Below are 18104 nucleotides of genomic sequence, written 5' to 3' on the forward strand. Positions count from 1 at the left end.
GCGGAAATGGCGGACGGGGCGCCGGCAGCGCCGGCGCCCCGTCCTGGGCTGTGCAGTCGCTCAGAACAACCTGGGCATGATCACGCGCGGGTTGAGGGGACCGGAGGTGTAGCGAGTCGGGTCGGAGCCCTTCTTCACCTCACGTCCGTCGCTCTTGCCACCACGGTCGGTGTCCCAGTGCGTCGGGTCGGTCTTCCGCTTCTTGTAGCGCTTGTTCTTCGAACCGGTCCGTTCCTGCTTGTCGGTCAGGCCATCGCCGTCGGTGTCCTTCTTCGTCGGGTCGGTCATCACCTTCCCGATCCGGTAGGACTTCTTCTTCGTCAGCACCTTCTGCTTGACCTTGAAGCCCTTGCGCTCCTTGCCGTCGTTGATGCCGTCGCCGTCGGTGTCCTTGTTGTTCGGGTTGGTGAAGACCTTGCCGATGTTCTTGGCCTTCTTGCCCTTCTTGGCGACCTTCTGCTTGATCTTGAAGCCCTTGACCTCGACGCCGTCGTTGATGCCGTCACCGTCGGTGTCCTTGTTCAAGGGGTTGGTCGGCAACTTGCCGTACTTCGTGTTGGCGGAGCCCTTGACCTCCTGGAAGTCGGTCAGGCCGTCACCGTCGGTGTCCTTCTTCCGCGGGTCCGTGCCCAGCTCGGCCTCCTCGTCGTCGGTGAGGCCGTCGCCGTCGGTGTCGACGGGGAGTCCGTCGACGGTGAACCCGACCTCGGCGGGGTCGGACTCGTTGCCGGCCTCGTCACTCTGGGTGACCTCCACGGTGTGCGGGCCGTTGGCGAGCGGCGTGGAGATGTCGAACGACCAGTTGCCATCCGGCCCGACGGTGCTGGTGCCGGCAGGGGAGCCGTCAACGGTGACCGCGATCGTGGCGCCGGGTTCGCCGGTGCCGGTGACGGTCGGAGTCGTGTCGGTGACCGTGTCGCCCTCACTCGGGCTGGTGATCACCGGCTGGGCCGGCGCTTCGGTGTCGACGGTGAAGGTGACGTCGTCCGTGGTGCCGTTGCCCTCGACGGTGACGGTGTGCTCGCCCTCGGTGAGGTCGGCGCCGGGAGTGTGCGACCAGTTGCCGTCCTGGTCGACGGGGACGGTGACCGGGTCGCCGTCGTCGATGGTGACGGTCACGTCGGTGCCCGGCTCGCCGGTGCCGGTGATCTCCGGGGTGGCGTCCGCGATCTGGTCGCCGTCGGCGGGGCTGGTGATCACGGTGTCGGCCACGGTTGCGGCGCCCACGGTGAAGTCAACGCTGTCGGCGTCGGACGTGTTGCCCGCCTCGTCCGTCTGGGTCACCGTGATCGTGTGGGGTCCCGGGGCCAGTGGCGTGGTGAGAGTGAGCTCCCAGTTGCCGCTGCTGTCGACGATCGGGGAGCCGACGAGGTTGCCGTCGACCTCGACCGCGACCGTGGCGCCGGGTTCGCCGGTGCCGGTGACGGTCGGAGTCGGGTTGGCCGTCGTGGAGCCGTCGGCAGGTGCGGTGATGGCCGGTGCCTCGGGGGCCTCGGTGTCGACGGTGAAGGTGACGTCGTCCGTGGTGCCGTTGCCCTCGACGGTGACGGTGTGCTCGCCGTCGCTGAGGTCGGCGTCGGGGGTGTGGGCCCAGTTGCCGTCTGCGTCCACATCGACGGTGACCGGGTCGCCGTCGTCGATGGTGACGGTGATCTGGGTGTCGGGTTCGCCGGTGCCGGTGATTTCCGGAGTGGCGTCGTTGATCACGTCACCTTCGGCTGGGCTGATGATCACGGTGTCCGACGGGGCCGCGGAGTCGATCGTGAAGTCCCGGGTGTCGTCCACACCGACGCCGTTGGCGTCACCGTCGACGGTCACGGTGTAGTCCCCGTCGGGCAGATCGGTGTCGGGAGTGAAGGTCCAGTTGCCGTCAGGACCGGCCGTGACGGTGCCCGTGGCGACGTCGGTGGTGCCGTCGCTGATGGTCACGACGACGTCGCGGTTGGGCTCGGTCGTGCCGGTCACCGTCGGCGTGGTGTCGCTGGTCGTGCTACCGGCGGCCGGGGTCACGATCGTGGTGGCAGCCGGCGAGTTGGCGTCGTTGGGGTTCGTCTGGTTGTCGATCTCGTCGCCGTCGTTGATGCCGTCGCCGTCGGTGTCGGCCTCGTTGGGGTTGGTCGGCTCGTTGTCGAAGTCGTCATTCTCGGAGCCGGTGACCTCCTCGCCGTTGGTGAGGCCGTCTCCGTCGTTGTCGGAGTCGAAGTCGTTGGTGCCGTCACCGTCGGTGTCGGGATTGTTGGGGTCGGTGCCGGTGAGGTCGATCTCCTGGCTGTCGGTGAGGCCGTCTCCGTCGGTGTCGGCTTCGTTCGGGTTGGTCGGCTCGTTGTCGTAGAGATTGTTCTCGGAGCCGGTGACCTCCTCGCCGTCGGTGAGGCCGTCTCCGTCGGAGTCGGCCTCCAGCGGGTCGGTCGGTTCGTTGCCGAACGGGTTCTCCGTGCCGTGGACCTCCTCGTAGTCGGAGAGTCCGTCGCCGTCGGTGTCGGGGTTGTTCGGATCGGTACCGAGCTCGTCCTCCTCCTCGTCGGAGAGCCCGTCGCCGTCGGAGTCGATCGGTGCCACTGGGCACTCGACGCCGCCGGTGGGGGCGGTCGCCTTGACGTGCAGGGGGACCAGGCTGAGGTCGACATCGGCAACTGCGGGCACCCCCGGAAGAACGGCGAGCACCTTGAGCTGGATCCGCAGCAGCGACTGCAGATCGGCCTCACCCGTGGCGCCGTTCGACTGGTCGGTCGGGGAGAAGGCTGTGATCTTCAGGTCGACCAGCGGGTTGGGTACGGCGACGTCCACAGGAGTGCCGTTGAGGGGAATCGGAATCTCCGTGGACCCCAGGTGCGCCACCACGATGGGCGGATCGACGAATCCAGCGGTCCCGGTGGTGCCGTTGGAGGTGGCCCGAAGGGTGACCGGCGAGGTCACCTCGACGCGCACCGTGCCGCCGAGGAGCCCGATGTCGCCCACGGTGGCCTTCGCGGTGGAGACTACGTCGGAGGCATCGTCGCCGTCGGAGTCGTCGAGCAACGTGGTGGTTTGCACGTCGGAGGCTCCGACCTCCACCAGATTGCCGAGTCCGAGCACTTCCAGCACGGTCAGGCCGGCCAAGGAGGTCTTGGCGTCGGAGAGGACCCGCTGACCATTGGTGGCCGGGATGCAGGTGTTTGCGTCGGTGTAGGAAGCCTCGGTGTCGCCTGAGATCACACCGAGGTCCGCCACGGGGGAGAGGTTGAGTGGCAGCAGGGTGCTCGCGGCGGGGTTCTGGCTCGGCGGAGCGCTGCTGCTCTGCTCGTCGACAGTGATCGGAAGGCCGACGACCGACAACTGCGCGTTCCTGGAGAGCGCCGACGCGTTGGCGCTGGGTGCGGTGCTGTCGACAGCAGCCTCGGCGTGTCCGAGCACGAGCCCAGCGAGACTCCCGCCGAGGAGGCTGGCCGATAGTGTCGCCACGTCGGCCTGAGCGCTTGCTCCGTACGCCGCCGGTAGTGGTGCAGCGCTGGCTGGCGTGCTGCCCAGCGTGACCATCGTGAGTGTGGCGGCGAGGGACAGGCTGGCTGCCCCCGCTATCGCTCTGCGGATTCTCATTTCCCGGGATCCTCCCTCTGCCCCCATCAGGGGGTTAAGAACAATTGCGGTGCGTGATGCCGAGGACAGCGTTACTGGTCCAGACCGGACCTGTCCTCGCTTTGACAAAACTCCCCCAGATTGGGGATGTGCATCAGTCGTGATCGTGCTTTGTTCACGAGCAACGACAGGGCGGCGCGTTGGTGACGAAGTCCGCGAACGTTTCCCGCGCACAGCCGGGCCACGGGCCGGCGCCGGGGGTGCACGCGGTCTGTGGGAGGCCCCGGTTGGACGGGTGTGACCCCACCCGCGTAGTCTTTATTGTTGCGCCAGAAGTCTGCTTGCGTCCCGGACAGAGAGGATGCTCGCTCACCGCCCCGATGAGGCGGTGAAACCGGGCTGGTGGCGTGTCCGCACGACTCCATCCACCGAGGAATCCTTTCCCCTATGACGAGCACCATCTCCTCTCTTCCTGACTACGACGCCCCGCAGGTCGCGATCAATGACATCGGGTCGGAAGAGGACTTCCTGGCCGCCATCGACCAGACGATCAAGTACTTCAACGACGGCGACATCGTCGACGGCACCATCGTCAAGGTGGACCGCGACGAGGTCCTGCTGGACATCGGCTACAAGACCGAGGGCGTCATCCCCTCGCGCGAGCTGTCCATCAAGCACGACGTGGACCCCTCCGAGGTCGTCTCCGTCGGCGACTCCGTCGAGGCGCTCGTCCTCCAGAAGGAGGACAAGGAAGGCCGCCTGATCCTGTCCAAGAAGCGCGCACAGTACGAGCGCGCCTGGGGCACCATCGAGCAGGTCAAGGAAGAGGACGGCGTCGTCGAGGGCACCGTCATCGAGGTCGTCAAGGGCGGCCTCATCCTCGACATCGGCCTCCGTGGCTTCCTCCCGGCGTCGCTGGTGGAGATGCGTCGCGTCCGCGACCTGCAGCCCTACGTCGGTCAGACCCTCGAGGCCAAGATCATCGAGCTCGACAAGAACCGCAACAACGTGGTCCTGTCGCGCCGTGCCTGGCTCGAGCAGACCCAGTCCGAGGTTCGCCAGGGCTTCTTGACCCAGCTCCAGAAGGGTCAGATCCGCAAGGGTGTCGTCTCCTCGATCGTCAACTTCGGTGCGTTCGTCGACCTCGGTGGCGTCGACGGCCTGGTGCACGTCTCCGAGCTGTCCTGGAAGCACATCGACCACCCGTCCGAGGTCGTCACCGTGGGCGACGAGGTCACCGTCGAGGTGCTCGACGTCGACATGGACCGCGAGCGCGTCTCCCTGTCGCTCAAGGCCACCCAGGAAGACCCGTGGCAGCACTTCGCCCGCACCCACCAGATCGGTCAGATCGTGCCCGGCAAGGTCACCAAGTTGGTGCCCTTCGGCTCGTTCGTCCGTGTCGAGGAGGGCATCGAGGGCCTCGTGCACATCTCCGAGCTGGCCGAGCGCCACGTGGAGATCCCCGAGCAGGTCGTCCAGGTCAACGACGACGTCATGGTCAAGATCATCGACATCGACCTCGAGCGTCGCCGGATCTCGCTGTCGCTCAAGCAGGCCAACGAGACCGCCACGGCTGCCGACGCGGAGGAGTTCGACCCGACGCTCTACGGCATGACGGCGTCGTACGACGAGCAGGGCAACTACATCTACCCCGAGGGCTTCGACCCCGAGACCGGCGAATGGCTCGAGGGCTACGACGAGCAGCGCATCGCCTGGGAAGAGCAGTACGCCAAGGCGCACGCCCGCTGGGAGGCACACGTCAAGCAGCAGGCCGAGGCCAAGGTTGCCGAGGCGGAGGCTGGCGAGGCCACCTCCTACTCGAGCCAGCCGGAGGCCGACACGACCGCCACTGGCGGCTCGCTGGCTTCTGACGAGGCGCTGCAGGCGCTTCGCGAGAAGCTCACCGGTGGCGCCTGAGCGCCACGCGTGAGTGACGCGATGCGTCGCTGAAGCACCAACAAGGGCCCGGATCCGCAAGGATCCGGGCCCTCGTGTGTTGTCGGCCTAGTTGGTCGGGAAGAACGTGTCGCGGGGATGGCTGCGCGGTCGTTCTTGGGGTGGGTCATCCCGGCGCGGTCATGCAGGACGACGGGCGCCAGGACCAGGGAAAGGGCGAGGGGGACGAGGAAGAGGATCACGAGGGTCATGGCAGGAATTCTTCTCCTGACTGTTTCCTGCCACCAGTGGCAGATGTGCATTCCCTCATTGATTTCCTGCCAATCGCGGAGCAGGATGACTGGCATGAAGAAGGTCGTGGTGGTCGTCCAGGACGGAGTCGAGGCGTTCGGTCTCGGCGCGATGTGCGAGGTCTGGGCCGAGCCGCACCATGTCGAGGACGACAATCCGGTCTTCGACTTCCATGTGGTCACGCCACGGCCGGGACGGGTGCGCGGGTCCAGCGGCTTCGACCTCTTCGTCGACGAGGGGTTGGAGCTCGCGGCTGATGCCGACCTGGTGTGCTTCGCGCCGGTGCGCGACTCCCCGGTGCCAGAACCAGAGGTGATCGAGGTCGCCCGCGCAGCCGCACGACGTGGTGCCTGGGTGTTTGCCCACTGCACGGCGGCCTGGATCCTCGGTCACGCGGGCCTGCTCGACGGCCGGCGCTACACGACCCACTGGCGGCACGCGGCTGCCATGGCCGAGGCCTTCCCGTTGGGGATCCTGGAGCCGGAGGTGCTCTATGTCGAGGACGACCGGATCGTCACGGGCGCCGGCTCCGCGGCCGGGATCGACGCAGCGCTGCACCTGATGCGCCAGGAGTTCGGTGCGACGGTCGCCGCGACCGCCGCCCGGAGGATGGTGGTGCCGCCCCACAGGGACGGCGGCCAGGCCCAGTTCATTGCTCGCGCGGTGCCGGACTGCACGGCCGAGACGCTGGGCCCGCTGCTGCTGTGGATGCGGGAGAACCTGGCCGAAGACCTGTCGGTCCCGGTGCTCGCCCGACGCAGCAACCTGTCGACGCGGACGTTCGCGAGACGCTTCCGGGAGGAGAGCGGCACCACGCCGCACGCCTGGGTCGTCGCGCAGCGAGTGGCTGCCGCCGAGGAGTTGCTGGAGTCGACGGACGAGCCCGTGGAGTGGATCGCTGCGCGCGTCGGCCTGGGCAATGCCGCCACCTTGCGCCACCACTTCACGCGTAGCCGAGGGGTCAGCCCGCAGCAGTACCGACGTACCTTCAGGGGGCCGGAGGAGGCCTCGGCCTGACGCACGTGGGGCCCACACCCCGCGGCGGGATGCGGGCCCACGTGTGGGTGGCTCAGAAGAGGATGACGCCTCGTAGGTTGCGACCCTCGCGCATGTCCTTGAACCCCTGGGCGACGTCGTCGAGCTTGTAGGTGTTGGTGATCAGCTCGTCGAGCTTGAGCTTGCCCGACCTGTAGAGATCGATCATCCACGGGATGTCGGCGGTGGGCGCGGAGGCTCCGAAGAGCGACCCCTGCAGTCGCTTCTGGTAGAGGGTCAGCTCCATCGCGCTGATCGGGATGCCGAAGTCTGTCTGCTTGCCGAGTCCGGTGACCACGCAGATGCCTGCCTTGCGGATCGAGGAGAAGGCCGCACCGATGTGCTCTCCGGTCGTGACACCCACGGTGACGATGGCCGAGTCCGCTCCCTGCCCGTTGGTGAACGACTGGGCGATCGCGGTCGCCTCCTCCATGTCGGCAACCGCGTGGGTGGCGCCGAGCTTCAAGGCACTCTCGCGTTTGAAGGCGACCGGGTCCACCGCGATGATGTTGGCCGCACCCGCGTGGGCTGCGCCCTGGACCGCGTTGATCCCGATGCCGCCGACGCCCATCACGATCACGGTCTGGCCGGGATAGACCTCGGCGGAGTTGACCGCTGCGCCCCAGCCGGTGCCGACGCCGCAGCCGAGGAGGCACACGGTCTCCAGCGGGAGATCCTTGTCGACCTTGACCGCCGACTCGACGCTGATGGTCGTGTATTCGCTGAACGTCGAAAGCCCACACGTCTGGGCGACTGGCGTGCCGTCGAGGCTCATCCGGTAGCTCTCCGGGTCGTCGGGCCGGGTGCCAGCCAGGATCAGGGCGCCGCGGTCGCAGAGGTTCTGCATGCCCTTCGCACACCAACGGCAGCGTCCGCAGGCAGCGAGGAAGGAGAAGATGACGTGGTCTCCCTCGCTCCAGCCGTAGGTCTCCGGTCCGACCTGGACCACCACGCCGGCGCCCTCGTGACCGCCACACATCGGCAGGTGCCCGACCTGGGTGTCACCTGAGGCGATGTGGTCGTCGGAGTGGCACATGCCGGCTGCGACCATCTTGATCATGAGTTCGCCGTGCCGAGGCTCGTCGAGGTCGAGCTCGGCGATCTCGTACTCGCCAGGGACTGCGCGGAGGATCGCGCCACGGGTCTTCATCGGGTTGCTCCTGTGTCTCGTGGGGTGGTGATGCGGGTGGTGGTCACGGAGTGACCTGGGCGGCCATGCCCTCGCGGTAACCGTCGGCGTGCGGCGGGAGCATGCCCCACTCGCGGCGAGGGTCCACGTCGGGGGCGACGAACACGGTCCGCGCGTGGCTGAACTCCAAGAAGCCCTCGCGACCGTTGTAGTGCCCCATGCCGGAGGCGCCGACGCCACCGAACGGAGCATCGAGCATCCCCGGGTGCATCATCACGTCGTTGACGGTGACACCACCCGAGGTGGTGGAGTCGACGACCGTGCCCTGTTCCTCCGCGTCCTGACCGAAGTAGTAGAGCGCCAACGGCTTCGGGCCGGAGTTGATCTCGTCGATCACCTGGCGGAGGTCGTCGTACGTGCGCAGCACCATGGCGGGACCGAAGATCTCCTCCTGCGAGATCGCCGCGGTGGTCGGCGGGTCCACCGCCACGCGCAGCGGTCGTCGGCGTTCGGCAGAGCTGATCGGCTCTGCCGGGATCGTCTCCACGCGTACCCCCAGCCCTGCGGCCTCGTCGAGGTATCCGTCGATCCGTGCCGCGTGACGATCGGTGACGATCGCGGTGACGTCGGGGTTGCCCTCGACCGTCGGATACAACTCGGTGTAGGCCGTGCGGAGTGCCTCGACGAACGCGTCCAGGGACTCGGTCGGGACGTAGGTGGTGTCGGCGTTGACGCAGATCTGCCCGCCGTTGGTGCCCTTGGCGACGGCGATCCGGAAGGCGGCGGTGGCGATGTCTGCCGAACGGCCGATGACCACGGGCGACTTGCCGCCGAGCTCCAGGGTGACGGGTACGAGATTGCGGGCAGCGTTGGCCATCACCGCACGACCAGCGGCCTGACCACCCGTGTAGACGATGTGATCGAACGGCAGCGACGTGAGGCTCGCTGCGACTTCCGGGCCACCGCAGATGAGCGCCACGTCGGTGGGGTCGAGGAACTCGGTGATGGCGTCGGCAACTGCCTGTGCCGTGTTTGGGGCGATCTCCGAGGGCTTCAGCACGGCCCGGTTCCCTGCTGCGAGCACGCCTGCGAGCGGAGCCAGCAACGTGAAGACCGGCGCGTTCCAGGCGCCGAGGATCAGCACGGATCCCTTGGGTTGGTAGTGCACCGACGCGGTGGCACCCAACTGGTCGTAGGGGGCGAACGCCGAGCGCGGCTCCGACTGCATCCACCCCTCGAGGTGGTCGCGCGCGTCCTTCAGGGCCGCGAGGGACCCGAGCACGTCGTTGGCGGTCGAGTAGCCGGGGTGGCGGCCGCCGAAGTCGAGATCAGCTGCCTCGGCGATGGCGCCGTGGTGGGCAACGAGCATGTCGATCACTCGTTGGATCCGGGAGCGGCGCTCGTCGGCAGAACTGCTGCGCTGGAGGCGGAACCGCTGCTGCTGGGCCTCGAGCAGTGCGCTCGGCTGGGCATCCACGAGGGAATGTGTAGTCACCACGCGGACGCTATGAGCCCGGTCACATCGCAGCGCTGGTGCTCCCGGTGAGCGAGAAGTCTCCCGGCGCAGCGTGGCTCGCCCAGCTCATGCGGCGCTCGGCGCGATCTCCCTGCCGCCACGGACGAGCTCGGCGTAGCGGCCGCCTGCCAGCAGGAGTTCTTCGTGGGTGCCGAGCTCGACCACGGCTCCGTCGTGCAGGACGGCGATCTGGTCGGCGTTGCGGACGGTGGAGAGGCGGTGGGCGATCGTGATGGTGGTCCGGCCCTCGCTGGCTCCGTCCAACGCTTCCTGGATCAGTCTCTCCGTCTCGTTGTCGAGTGCGCTGGTGGCCTCGTCCAGCACGAGCACCAGCGGGTCGCGGAGCAGGGTTCGGGCGATCGCGAGGCGTTGCTTCTCGCCCCCGGAGAAGCGGTGGCCCCTGGCTCCGACCACCGTGTCGTAGCCATCGGGCAGTGCAGTGATCACGTCGTGGATGCGCGCAGTTCGGCAGGCTTGCTCGAGCTCCGCGTCGGTGGCGGCGGGGCGCGCATGCAGCAGGTTGTCGCGGACCGATGCGTGGAGCAGATAGGTCTCCTGCGTCACCACGCCGACCAGGTCGGCGACGTCCGTCAGGAGCAGATCGCGCAGATCGTTCCCGTCGATGCTCACCTGGCCCGTGGTCGGGTCGTGCAGTCGCGCCACCAGTGAGGCGAGGGTGCTCTTGCCGCTCCCGGTCTCGCCGACCAGGGCAAGGGTGGTGCCCGGCGGGACGTGCAGATCGATGTCGGTCAGTGCCGGGGCATCCGCACCGTAGGTGAACGAGACCCCCTCGAAGCGGACGGCACCCACCGCGCGGGTTCGGTCCACCCTGACCGGGGCGCGTGGGTCGTCGATCTCGACCGGCAGGTCCTGGTATTCGAAGATCCGGCTGAAGAGTGCCAGCGAGGCGGTGATGTCGACACCGACATTGAGCAGCGCCATCAAGGGGCGGAACAGGGTCCCCTGGAGCGCGGTGAAGGCGACGAGGGTGCCGATCGTCATCCCGCCGGAGGTGGCCGGAAGTCCTGCAGCGAGATAGATCACCGCAGGGATGGTGGCGAAGACGATGTCCATGGTGGCCATCCGCCAACGGCCGGCCAGGCGCGATCGGATCTCCAGGCCGACCAGGTCGTCCGAGGTCTCCTCGAACCGGCTGGTCAGGGCGGGGAGGCTCCCAGGGTCTTGCTGAGGAGCACGCCGCTGACGGAGAGACCCTCCTCGACCTGGACGTGGAGATCGGCCAGTCGCCGTTGGCGCTCGGCAGTGATCCTGTGGCGCAGGGTGGCCACTTGTCGGGTCAGCCAGATGGCGGGAGGGAGGACGACCAATGAGAGCAGGGCGAGGCGCCAGCTCAAGGTGACCATGGCCGCTGCCGTGCCCAGGACCACCGTGACGTTGGCCGCGATCGAGGTGGCCGTCGAGGTGACCACCGATTGCATGCCACTGATGTCGTGGGTGAGCCTGGACTGGACCTCGCCGCCGCGGGTCCGGGTGAAGAAGTCGATCGACTGGCGTTGGAGGTGGGCGAAGAGGTCGGTGCGCAGGCGGTGCATCACCTGTTGGCCAACGCTGGTCGAGAGCCAGGTCTGGGTCACGCCGATGGCGGCGCCGACCACGGCCACCGCGACCATGCCGGCGACCAGCCAGGCCAGCAGGGTGACGTCCTGGTGCGGGAGCGCATGGTCGATGGCGTGGCGGACCAGGAAGGGTTGAGCCAGTCCGGTCAGGGAACTGGTCATGATCAGGGCCACGATCACCGCGATCCGCTTCCGGTGCGGAGCGAAGAGTCGGGCGATGCGGGCCAGCGGGACGGGGAGTCCTCGAGCTGCCGCTGGTCGGCGGGGTCGGGGCGGGATCCTCGTGATCCCCTGCGGGTGTCCATGGGGTTCTCCATGCGATCACCCCTTTCGGGTCATCGGTTCATCATATGCTGAGGTTACCTCAATATGAGGTGACTGATCAAATCCAGTAGGATCGAGTCATGACCGAACACCCGGCCGACCTTCTCCAGGCCGCCGCCCGCCAGTTGCGTCGGCGGCACGCGGCAGCACTGGCGCGCTGGGAGATCGCCCCGGCACAGGCCCGTGCACTGCGGGTGGTCTGCACCTCGGGCGGCCCCAGGCTGTCCGTGATCGCCGAAAGGCTGCGGATCGCGCCGCGCTCGGCGACCGAGGTCGTCGACGCCCTGGAGGACCGTGGGCTGGTGCGCCGGCTCGCGGATCCGGGTGACAGGCGTGCCACGTGCGTGGAGCCGACGACCCGTGGGAGGGAGTTGTGCGACCTCATCGAAGCTGCCCGTGAGGCGGAGGGGGCGGCGTACCTCTCGGTGCTCTCCCCAGCAGAGCGAGCGAGCCTGGGGTCGCTCCTCGAGCGATTGCTCAGCACGGAAGAATGAATCGAACCTGCGTGGCGTCGAGAATCCCAGAAGGAGCAGCCAGATGCGTGTCGGACTGACTGGAGGCATTGCCTCGGGCAAGAGCACGGTGGCTGCGCTCCTCGTGGAGGCGGGCGCCGTGCTGATCGACGCCGATGCCCTGGCGCGTGAGGTCGTCGCGAAGGGTACGCCGGGACTTGCCGCCGTCGTTGCGGAGTTCGGTCCCGAGCTGCTCACCGCCGACGGGGGCTGGACCGTCCGCGGATGGGTCAACTCGTCTTCGGTGACGAGGGCGCGCGGCGCCGGCTGGAGGCGATCGTGCACCCGCTCGTCTTCGAACGGATCAACGCGTTGGAGGCCGCGGCGGCGGACGGTGCGCTCGTCGTGCACGACATCCCCTTGCTGGCTGAGTCGGGACGGGCCGACACCTTCGATGCGGTGATCGTGGTCGACGCGCCGGCCGAGGTGCAGCGAGAGCGGATGGTCCGTGACCGGGGATGGACTCGTGAGGACGCGGAGGCGCGGATGGCCGCGCAGGCGACCCGTGAGCAGCGCCGGGCGATCGCCACGCACGTCATCGACAACACCGGGTCCTTGCAGGAACTCAGGGCCAAGGTGACTGCCGTCGTGGAGGAACTCGCCGAACGCTCGAGCTGAGGGGGACTCGTGTCGAGCGGGCCTCCGGGGACGGCGGTGCGCGGCCCAGGTGCGCAAGACACACGCTCCGCTCGATGGTCCGTGGACCGGAGCGGAGCGTGCGTCGCGAGGTTGTTCAGGCAGCCAGGTCGGGGTCGGCGAAGGTGCGCAGCTTCTGCAGCGCCTCCCGCTCGAGCTGGCGCACCCGCTCGGCGGAGATGCCGTGCTTGGCGCCGATGTCGGCCAGCTTGTGCTGACGGCCGTCGCCGAGGCCGTAGCGTGAACGGATGATGTCGGCGGCGCGGTCGTCGAGCTGGGAGACCAGCGCATTGAGGCGGTCCCGGCTCTCGGTGTCGAGCACCTCCAGATCGGGGCTGGGGGTGGTCTCCTGCGCCATCAGGTCGCCGAGGCTGGTGTCGCCGTCCTCGTCGATGGGAGTGTCGAGGCTGACGTGGTCCCGGCCCCATCGGATGAGGTCGAGGACGCGATCCACCTCCATGCCGAGTTCCTGCGCGATCTCCTGCGGCTCCGGGTCGCGGCCGAGCTGACGTTCGAGCGTGCGGCGGGCGCTGCCGACCTGGTTGAGCTCCTCGACGACATGGACGGGGAGGCGCACCACGCGGCCCTGCTGGGCGATGCCACGAGTGATCGCCTGGCGCACCCACCAGGTGGCATAGGTGGAGAACTTGTAGCCCTTGGCGTAGTCGAACTTCTCGACGGCACGGATCAGGCCGGTGTTGCCCTCCTGGATCAGGTCGAGCATCGGCATCTGGGAGCGGCCGTACTTGCGGGCGATGGAGACGACGAGTCGGAGGTTGGCGTTGATGAAGGTGCGCATCGCCCGCTGGCCCTCCGCGGCCAGCCACTCGAGCTCCTCTTGGTTGGCGGACTTCGGGGCACCGCCCTTGCGGCGACCGATCCGGCCCTCGGCGAGGAGGTGCTCGGCCAGCATCCCGGCTTCGATGGTCTTGGAGAGCTCCACCTCGGTTGCTGCGTCGAGCAGCGGCGTCCGGGCGATCTCGTCCAGGTAGAGGCCGACGCTGTCGCGTCCCTCGATCTCCCGGTTGGTGGTGGTCTTCGTGGCCATCTCGTCACCCTCCTTCGTCTGGTGGGTACCCACTGGTGATGGGCCCACACGCTCGGTTCAACGTCATCCGGAGCCTGTGTGTTCCCGCCCCGGCGTCGAACGCCTTCATCCATTCAGACGAGCGGTGCTGTCGAGAAGTTGCCTCGATGCGGACTTCTCAGGGACTTCTAAGGGAACCCTTCCGAAACCACCCTTCGTGCGCTCCTCCGTCCCACCTGTCACGGGAGCGTTCAAGATTCCCCGCCCGAGCGGGGAACTTGGTACTTGTAGGCCGTAGCCACATACACCAAGAGGGCAATTCCCCGCCCGGGCGGGGAATTGGCGAGGCTGGACTCGGTCAGGAGTCGGCGAGGCCCATCCGGTCGAGGATCCAGGCGAGGGAGAAGGCGCGGTCGCTCCAGGCCTGGTAGCGACCGGAGACACCGCCGTGCCCGGCAGCCATCTCGGTCTTGAGCAGGAAGTCACGGCGGACGACCGCGGCGGCGCGCAACTTGGCGATCCACTTGGCTGCTTCCACGTAGAACACCCGAGTGTCGTTGAGGGAGGTCTCGGCGAGGATCGGCGGGTAGTCGACGGCGGCGACGTTCTCGTAGGGGGCGTAGCCGCGGATCCGTTCGTAGGCGACCGGGTCGCCCTCGGGATTGCCCCACTCCTCGTACTCCATGACCGTCAGCGGGAGGGAGGAGTCGAGCATCGTGGTCAGTACGTCGACGAACGGCACGGCTGCGACGAATCCGGCGAACAGGTCCGGCGCCTGGTTGGCAACCGCACCGATCAACAGGCCACCGGCGCTGCCGCCCTCGGCGACCATCCGGTCGGCACTCGTCCAGCCGCTGTCGATGAGGTGCTGGCCACAGGCGATGAAGTCGCTGAAGGTGTTCTGCTTGTGCTCGAGCTTGCCGCCGTCGTACCAGTGTCGACCCATCTCGCCGCCACCTCGGATGTGCGCGATGGCGAAACCTGCCCCACGGTCGAGCAAGGACAGGCGCGCGATCGAGAAGTAGGGGTCGATGGAGGCCTCGTAGGCCCCGTAGCCGTAGAGCAGGATCGGCACCGAGCCGTCCCGAGGGCTACCGGCCGGCACCACCAGGGAGATCGGCACCCGGGTGCCGTCCGGGGCGGTTGCCCACTCGCGGTGCTCCTCGTAGTGGGTGGGGTCGTAGCCGCCGAGCACCGGAGTCTCGCGCAGCAGGGTCAGCTCGCGGGTGCGCACGTCGTAGTTGTGCACCGCGCCGGGCTTGGCGAGCGTCGTGTAGCCGAGCCGCACCACGGGCTGCTCGAACTCCGGGTTGCCTCCGGAGCCGATCGTGTAGACCTCGTCGGCGAACTCCACCTGGTGGTCGTCGGCGATGCCCTCCGCGTCCAGGGTGAGGATCCGCAGCTGGGTGAGCCCGTCCTTGCGTTGGTGGACGACGAGGTGCCCCGCGAAGGCGTCGACGTCCTCCAGGCGTACGTCGTCGCGGTGGGCCAGCAGCGGCGTCCAGCTCTCGCGGGGCGTGGGGGAGACGGGGGAGGTGGCCAGCTCGAAGTTGGGTCCGTTGCCGTTGTGCATGACGAGGAAGACGTCATCACCACCGATGACGGCGTGCTCGAGCCCGTACTCGATGCCGGTCTCCCGCGGCTGGAAGACCACGAAGTCGGACTCGGGCCGCTGCGTGTCGAGCACCAGGAATTCGGAGGTGGTCTTCGCGGCGCTCATCACCATCACGAAGCGCTTGGTCCGACCCACGCCGACGCCCACCCAGAACTGGGCGTCGGTCTCGTGGAAGACCAGCTCGTCGTCGCTCTGCGGGGTGCCCAAGGTGTGCCTCCACACCTTGTCGGCGCGCCAGCTGTCGTCGACGGTCACGTAGTAGAAGGCTCCGCCACGCGGGTCCCAGGAGGCTCCGCCGAGCACCCCGGTGATCGTCGAAGCGGCGCACGAAAAACGACGAACTGGTTTGTTCCCTGAAGTCTTGTTGCGATCGTCATGGTGAGCGCCGAGGATGACCAGGATGCGATCGTTTTCGTCGCGCGCCGCTCGTCGCCAGGGCGATCGGACCGCGTGGCAGGCACTGACCGTCGACGCTGGCACCGACAGATGATGAACGCTGGCCGCAGGCGTCGCCGCCCGATTGCTGATGTCGCCAGATCCTGACGATGAGCATGTTCGGTGCACACGGAATCCTGATATTCCAGCCGCGAAGGAAGACCGGCATCAGTGCAGGCGCCGTCATCGGTGGTGATGACGTCTCGTGGACGTAATCCCCGTCTCCCGCGGCGAAGCTGGCGCCGCTGCTGGTACCGCGCGTACGCCTGGCCTCGCAGCTCGTCGTCCATAACAGGCGACACCCAGCTGCGGTTACCCGCCCGAGTACCAGGTGAATTTGCGTCGGCTCCGGAAGACAACCCGAATTCCGCGGCCCGTGGTGTTTGCTCGGCTACTGACTCATAAGCAGCGCTGATGTGACACACCCTGGCCTACTGCGAAGACCGATGCTCGGCCGACCCGCCGCGAGAGCCGCAGACGGCGCGGTACGGCGGTGCCGTCTCCCTGGCCGGCAACCCGTCAGGCAACGCCGGTGCCGAGTCCCCCGGCTGCAGTAGAAAGACTCCATCTGCAGCCCGATGATTTTGTCGCGTGCTGTCTTATGCCATCGCGCATCCGACGACGGCGGCAAGCTCGAGCACAAACAGGGCACCTTCAGCGACTTCGTCGCCGCAATGACCAACGCATCATCGACAGCGGCTGGACGAGCACCGGCCGAATGGTGACGCCGGCCAACCCTGACCGATCGGTGCGGTGCCGCCGGGATAAGGCCGCCGTGCCGCTGACCCCGTGTGACTCCTCCCTTCCCCGCTGACGGTCATGGAGCGCTTGCGGGAGTGGGGCGGCACTCCGGGCATTCCCGGTCGCCCCCATCACCGGCGGATCACGGCACGCCCCCCCTACGGAACGCGTCGCCGCCGACATCGACTTCCCGATCCCTCGCCGGGCTCCACCAACGACACTCAGACGTTGGACTAAGCCGAGTGCGCGCCGATGAGCCCGACCCTGCTCAGACGGATGGCTGGCAATCGATAAACTACCGAGCCTGGAGCGACCCTCCCCCCTCCCTGCCTGGATCTCGACCGGGCCTCATGACTCTGACCGAGTCCAGCCTCGCCAATTCCCGCCCGGGCATGTAGTATGTGGCGGCAATTCCCCGCTCGGGCAATCTTCCCGTGACAAATTGAGACGGAAAATTGGGGCTCAGAAAATTCCCTTAGAAGTCAGGGTACATCGAACTGGCACTCTCGACAGCCGCTCATCTGCAATGGATGAAGCGGACGAAAACCCGCGCCGGGCTGTTGGCCTCACAGACGAAGGAGGAATGACGAAAACTGGCCCCGTTTGCCACCGCCCAGCCGGGAGAAATCGAGAGGACACAGCCAGTAGTTGTCGCCCGGATTCGCCTCGCGCGGCATGGCTCGAATGGTGACCATCAGCTCTGCCGGGAGCCCGGATCGACAGGGCGCTGCAAGCCTGGTGGCTTTGGCGCGGAGAGGCCAGCAGGCGATGCACCCACCTTCCGGCGGCCTCCGTCGTCTCCATCTCCCTGTATTCGACCTGGATCCAGACACCGGCCTGACAGCGATCGCCGCCAAAACTGATTCTCCTATGCCTGGTGGAGTGCCGCCAGGCATGGCAGCGAAGAGGCCGCGTCACCTCCGTCCCGCTGAAGGCTCAACCAGGCGGCGCCACTGCCTTCGGCCGCGACGTGGCCACCTCGAAGGTGGATCCTCATCCGGCCGTCCTCCCGGCGGCGACCTGGCTGGCACCCAGCCCCGGCCGGGACCACCGCCAATCGCTGGTCTCCTGACGACCGCGCTGCCGATCGCACCGACTCGGCGGCCGTCAGCTGGCCGACAGCGCCAACTGCGGCATCTCCGCGAGCGGGTGCGCCAGCCTCGGCGAGGCGCTGCGGCCTGGTAACACCTCGCGACACGCACCTCGCCGGTCCGCGAACCATCGAGCGCGGAAGCTGTGTCCCCCCGCGCCGCTCACGGGCCGCTCGGTACGAATTTCAGCGGATCCACGGCAGTTCCTGCAGAACGGCTATTGTCGATGACGTGCGTGGCCGGCTGCTCGCAGGTCTGCTCCGCTCCTCACCGCAGTGATGTCCTGCTACTACGCGGCAGCGTCTGCGATCACCACATCAGCCGCGTCAGCCAGCAAGATCGTGCACGACTCCCGCGCACGCCGGCCGCCGCGGCACTCAACGCGATGATCCGTTCGAAGATCTTGCGCTCGCCGGGACAGTGACCCATCCGCATTTGTTCCGTCAGCGGTCAAGCCCAGGCGACGGCACAGCATCCGGCGTACGGCCTCACGCGCAGAAGTCGGCATCGATCGGCGCCGCTACTCCCACACAGCCTGTGCTTTGCGAACAATGCCTCCGGTACTCCCTTCTGGATTTTTTTTTCAGGTTTCGATTCATTCTTCCGTGCTGTCTCGTAACAACGGAAATTTTCGAAAAACACGCCCCCTCTCACGCGCGGGCAGCTTCAGTAGTCTGGCACAGGTCGTCCGCATCGAAAAACGACGTAACTTTTGTTCCTATTT

At 67.5% G+C, this 18104-nt stretch carries 11 protein-coding genes and 1 pseudogene; 5 read left to right on the top strand and 7 right to left on the bottom strand.

Annotated elements, in window-relative coordinates:
- Positions 1-60 precede the first annotated feature (60 nt).
- Positions 61-3576 (bottom strand): Ig-like domain-containing protein, encoded by a 3516-nt coding sequence (locus tag L1066_RS02745; protein WP_235734866.1) that lies wholly within the window; start codon positions 3574-3576, stop codon positions 61-63.
- Positions 3577-4002: 426 nt separating this feature from the next.
- Here L1066_RS02745 and rpsA point away from each other — a divergent pair, with 426 nt between their 5' ends.
- Entirely contained in the window at positions 4003-5472 is a 1470-nt protein-coding gene (gene rpsA / locus L1066_RS02750) for a 30S ribosomal protein S1 (protein WP_235734867.1), read from the top strand.
- Positions 5473-5796: 324 nt separating this feature from the next.
- Entirely contained in the window at positions 5797-6759 is a 963-nt protein-coding gene (locus tag L1066_RS02755) for a GlxA family transcriptional regulator (protein ID WP_235734868.1), read from the top strand.
- 52 nt (positions 6760-6811) lie between these two features.
- Here the strand turns inward: L1066_RS02755 and L1066_RS02760 are convergent, their stop codons facing one another.
- The 4 genes from L1066_RS02760 to L1066_RS02775 all read right to left on the bottom strand — a co-directional run bounded on the left by L1066_RS02760 (position 6812) and on the right by L1066_RS02775 (position 11161).
- A complete protein-coding gene (locus L1066_RS02760) occupies positions 6812-7927 on the bottom strand; it encodes an NDMA-dependent alcohol dehydrogenase (protein ID WP_235734869.1) in 1116 nt (371 codons plus the stop codon).
- 43 nt (positions 7928-7970) lie between these two features.
- On the bottom strand, positions 7971-9401 hold the full coding sequence (locus L1066_RS02765) for an aldehyde dehydrogenase family protein (protein WP_235734870.1): 1431 nt from the start codon (positions 9399-9401) through the stop codon (positions 7971-7973).
- An 87-nt stretch (positions 9402-9488) separates the two neighbouring features.
- Positions 9489-10496 (bottom strand): ABC transporter ATP-binding protein, encoded by a 1008-nt coding sequence (locus L1066_RS02770; RefSeq protein ID WP_235734871.1) that lies wholly within the window; start codon positions 10494-10496, stop codon positions 9489-9491.
- Positions 10497-10579: 83 nt separating this feature from the next.
- On the bottom strand, positions 10580-11161 hold the full coding sequence (locus tag L1066_RS02775) for an ABC transporter transmembrane domain-containing protein (protein WP_235734872.1): 582 nt from the start codon (positions 11159-11161) through the stop codon (positions 10580-10582).
- A gap of 242 nt (positions 11162-11403) precedes the next feature.
- Between L1066_RS02775 and L1066_RS02780 the strand changes: the two genes are divergently transcribed.
- The 3 genes and pseudogenes from L1066_RS02780 (at position 11404) to coaE (ending at position 12453) form a co-directional block, all read left to right on the top strand.
- A complete protein-coding gene (locus L1066_RS02780; protein WP_235734873.1) occupies positions 11404-11817 on the top strand; it encodes a MarR family winged helix-turn-helix transcriptional regulator in 414 nt (137 codons plus the stop codon).
- A 43-nt stretch (positions 11818-11860) separates the two neighbouring features.
- Positions 11861-11983: pseudogene (locus L1066_RS27390) on the top strand (dephospho-CoA kinase); the annotation flags it as partial.
- Positions 11984-12060: 77 nt separating this feature from the next.
- Positions 12061-12453: a dephospho-CoA kinase gene (gene coaE / locus L1066_RS02785; protein WP_312006839.1), complete on the top strand. Its 393-nt coding sequence runs from the start codon at positions 12061-12063 to the stop codon at positions 12451-12453.
- A gap of 115 nt (positions 12454-12568) precedes the next feature.
- On the opposite strand, the gene L1066_RS02790 is transcribed toward coaE, so the two are convergent.
- Entirely contained in the window at positions 12569-13519 is a 951-nt protein-coding gene (locus L1066_RS02790) for a sigma-70 family RNA polymerase sigma factor (RefSeq protein WP_235734874.1), read from the bottom strand.
- Positions 13520-13856: 337 nt separating this feature from the next.
- Entirely contained in the window at positions 13857-15416 is a 1560-nt protein-coding gene (locus L1066_RS02795) for a S9 family peptidase (RefSeq protein WP_235734875.1), read from the bottom strand.
- Positions 15417-18104 lie beyond the last annotated feature (2688 nt).

Origin of the sequence: Nocardioides alcanivorans, assembly GCF_021555175.1 — a bacterium.
GTDB classification, from domain to species: Bacteria; Actinomycetota; Actinomycetes; order Propionibacteriales; family Nocardioidaceae; genus Nocardioides; species Nocardioides alcanivorans.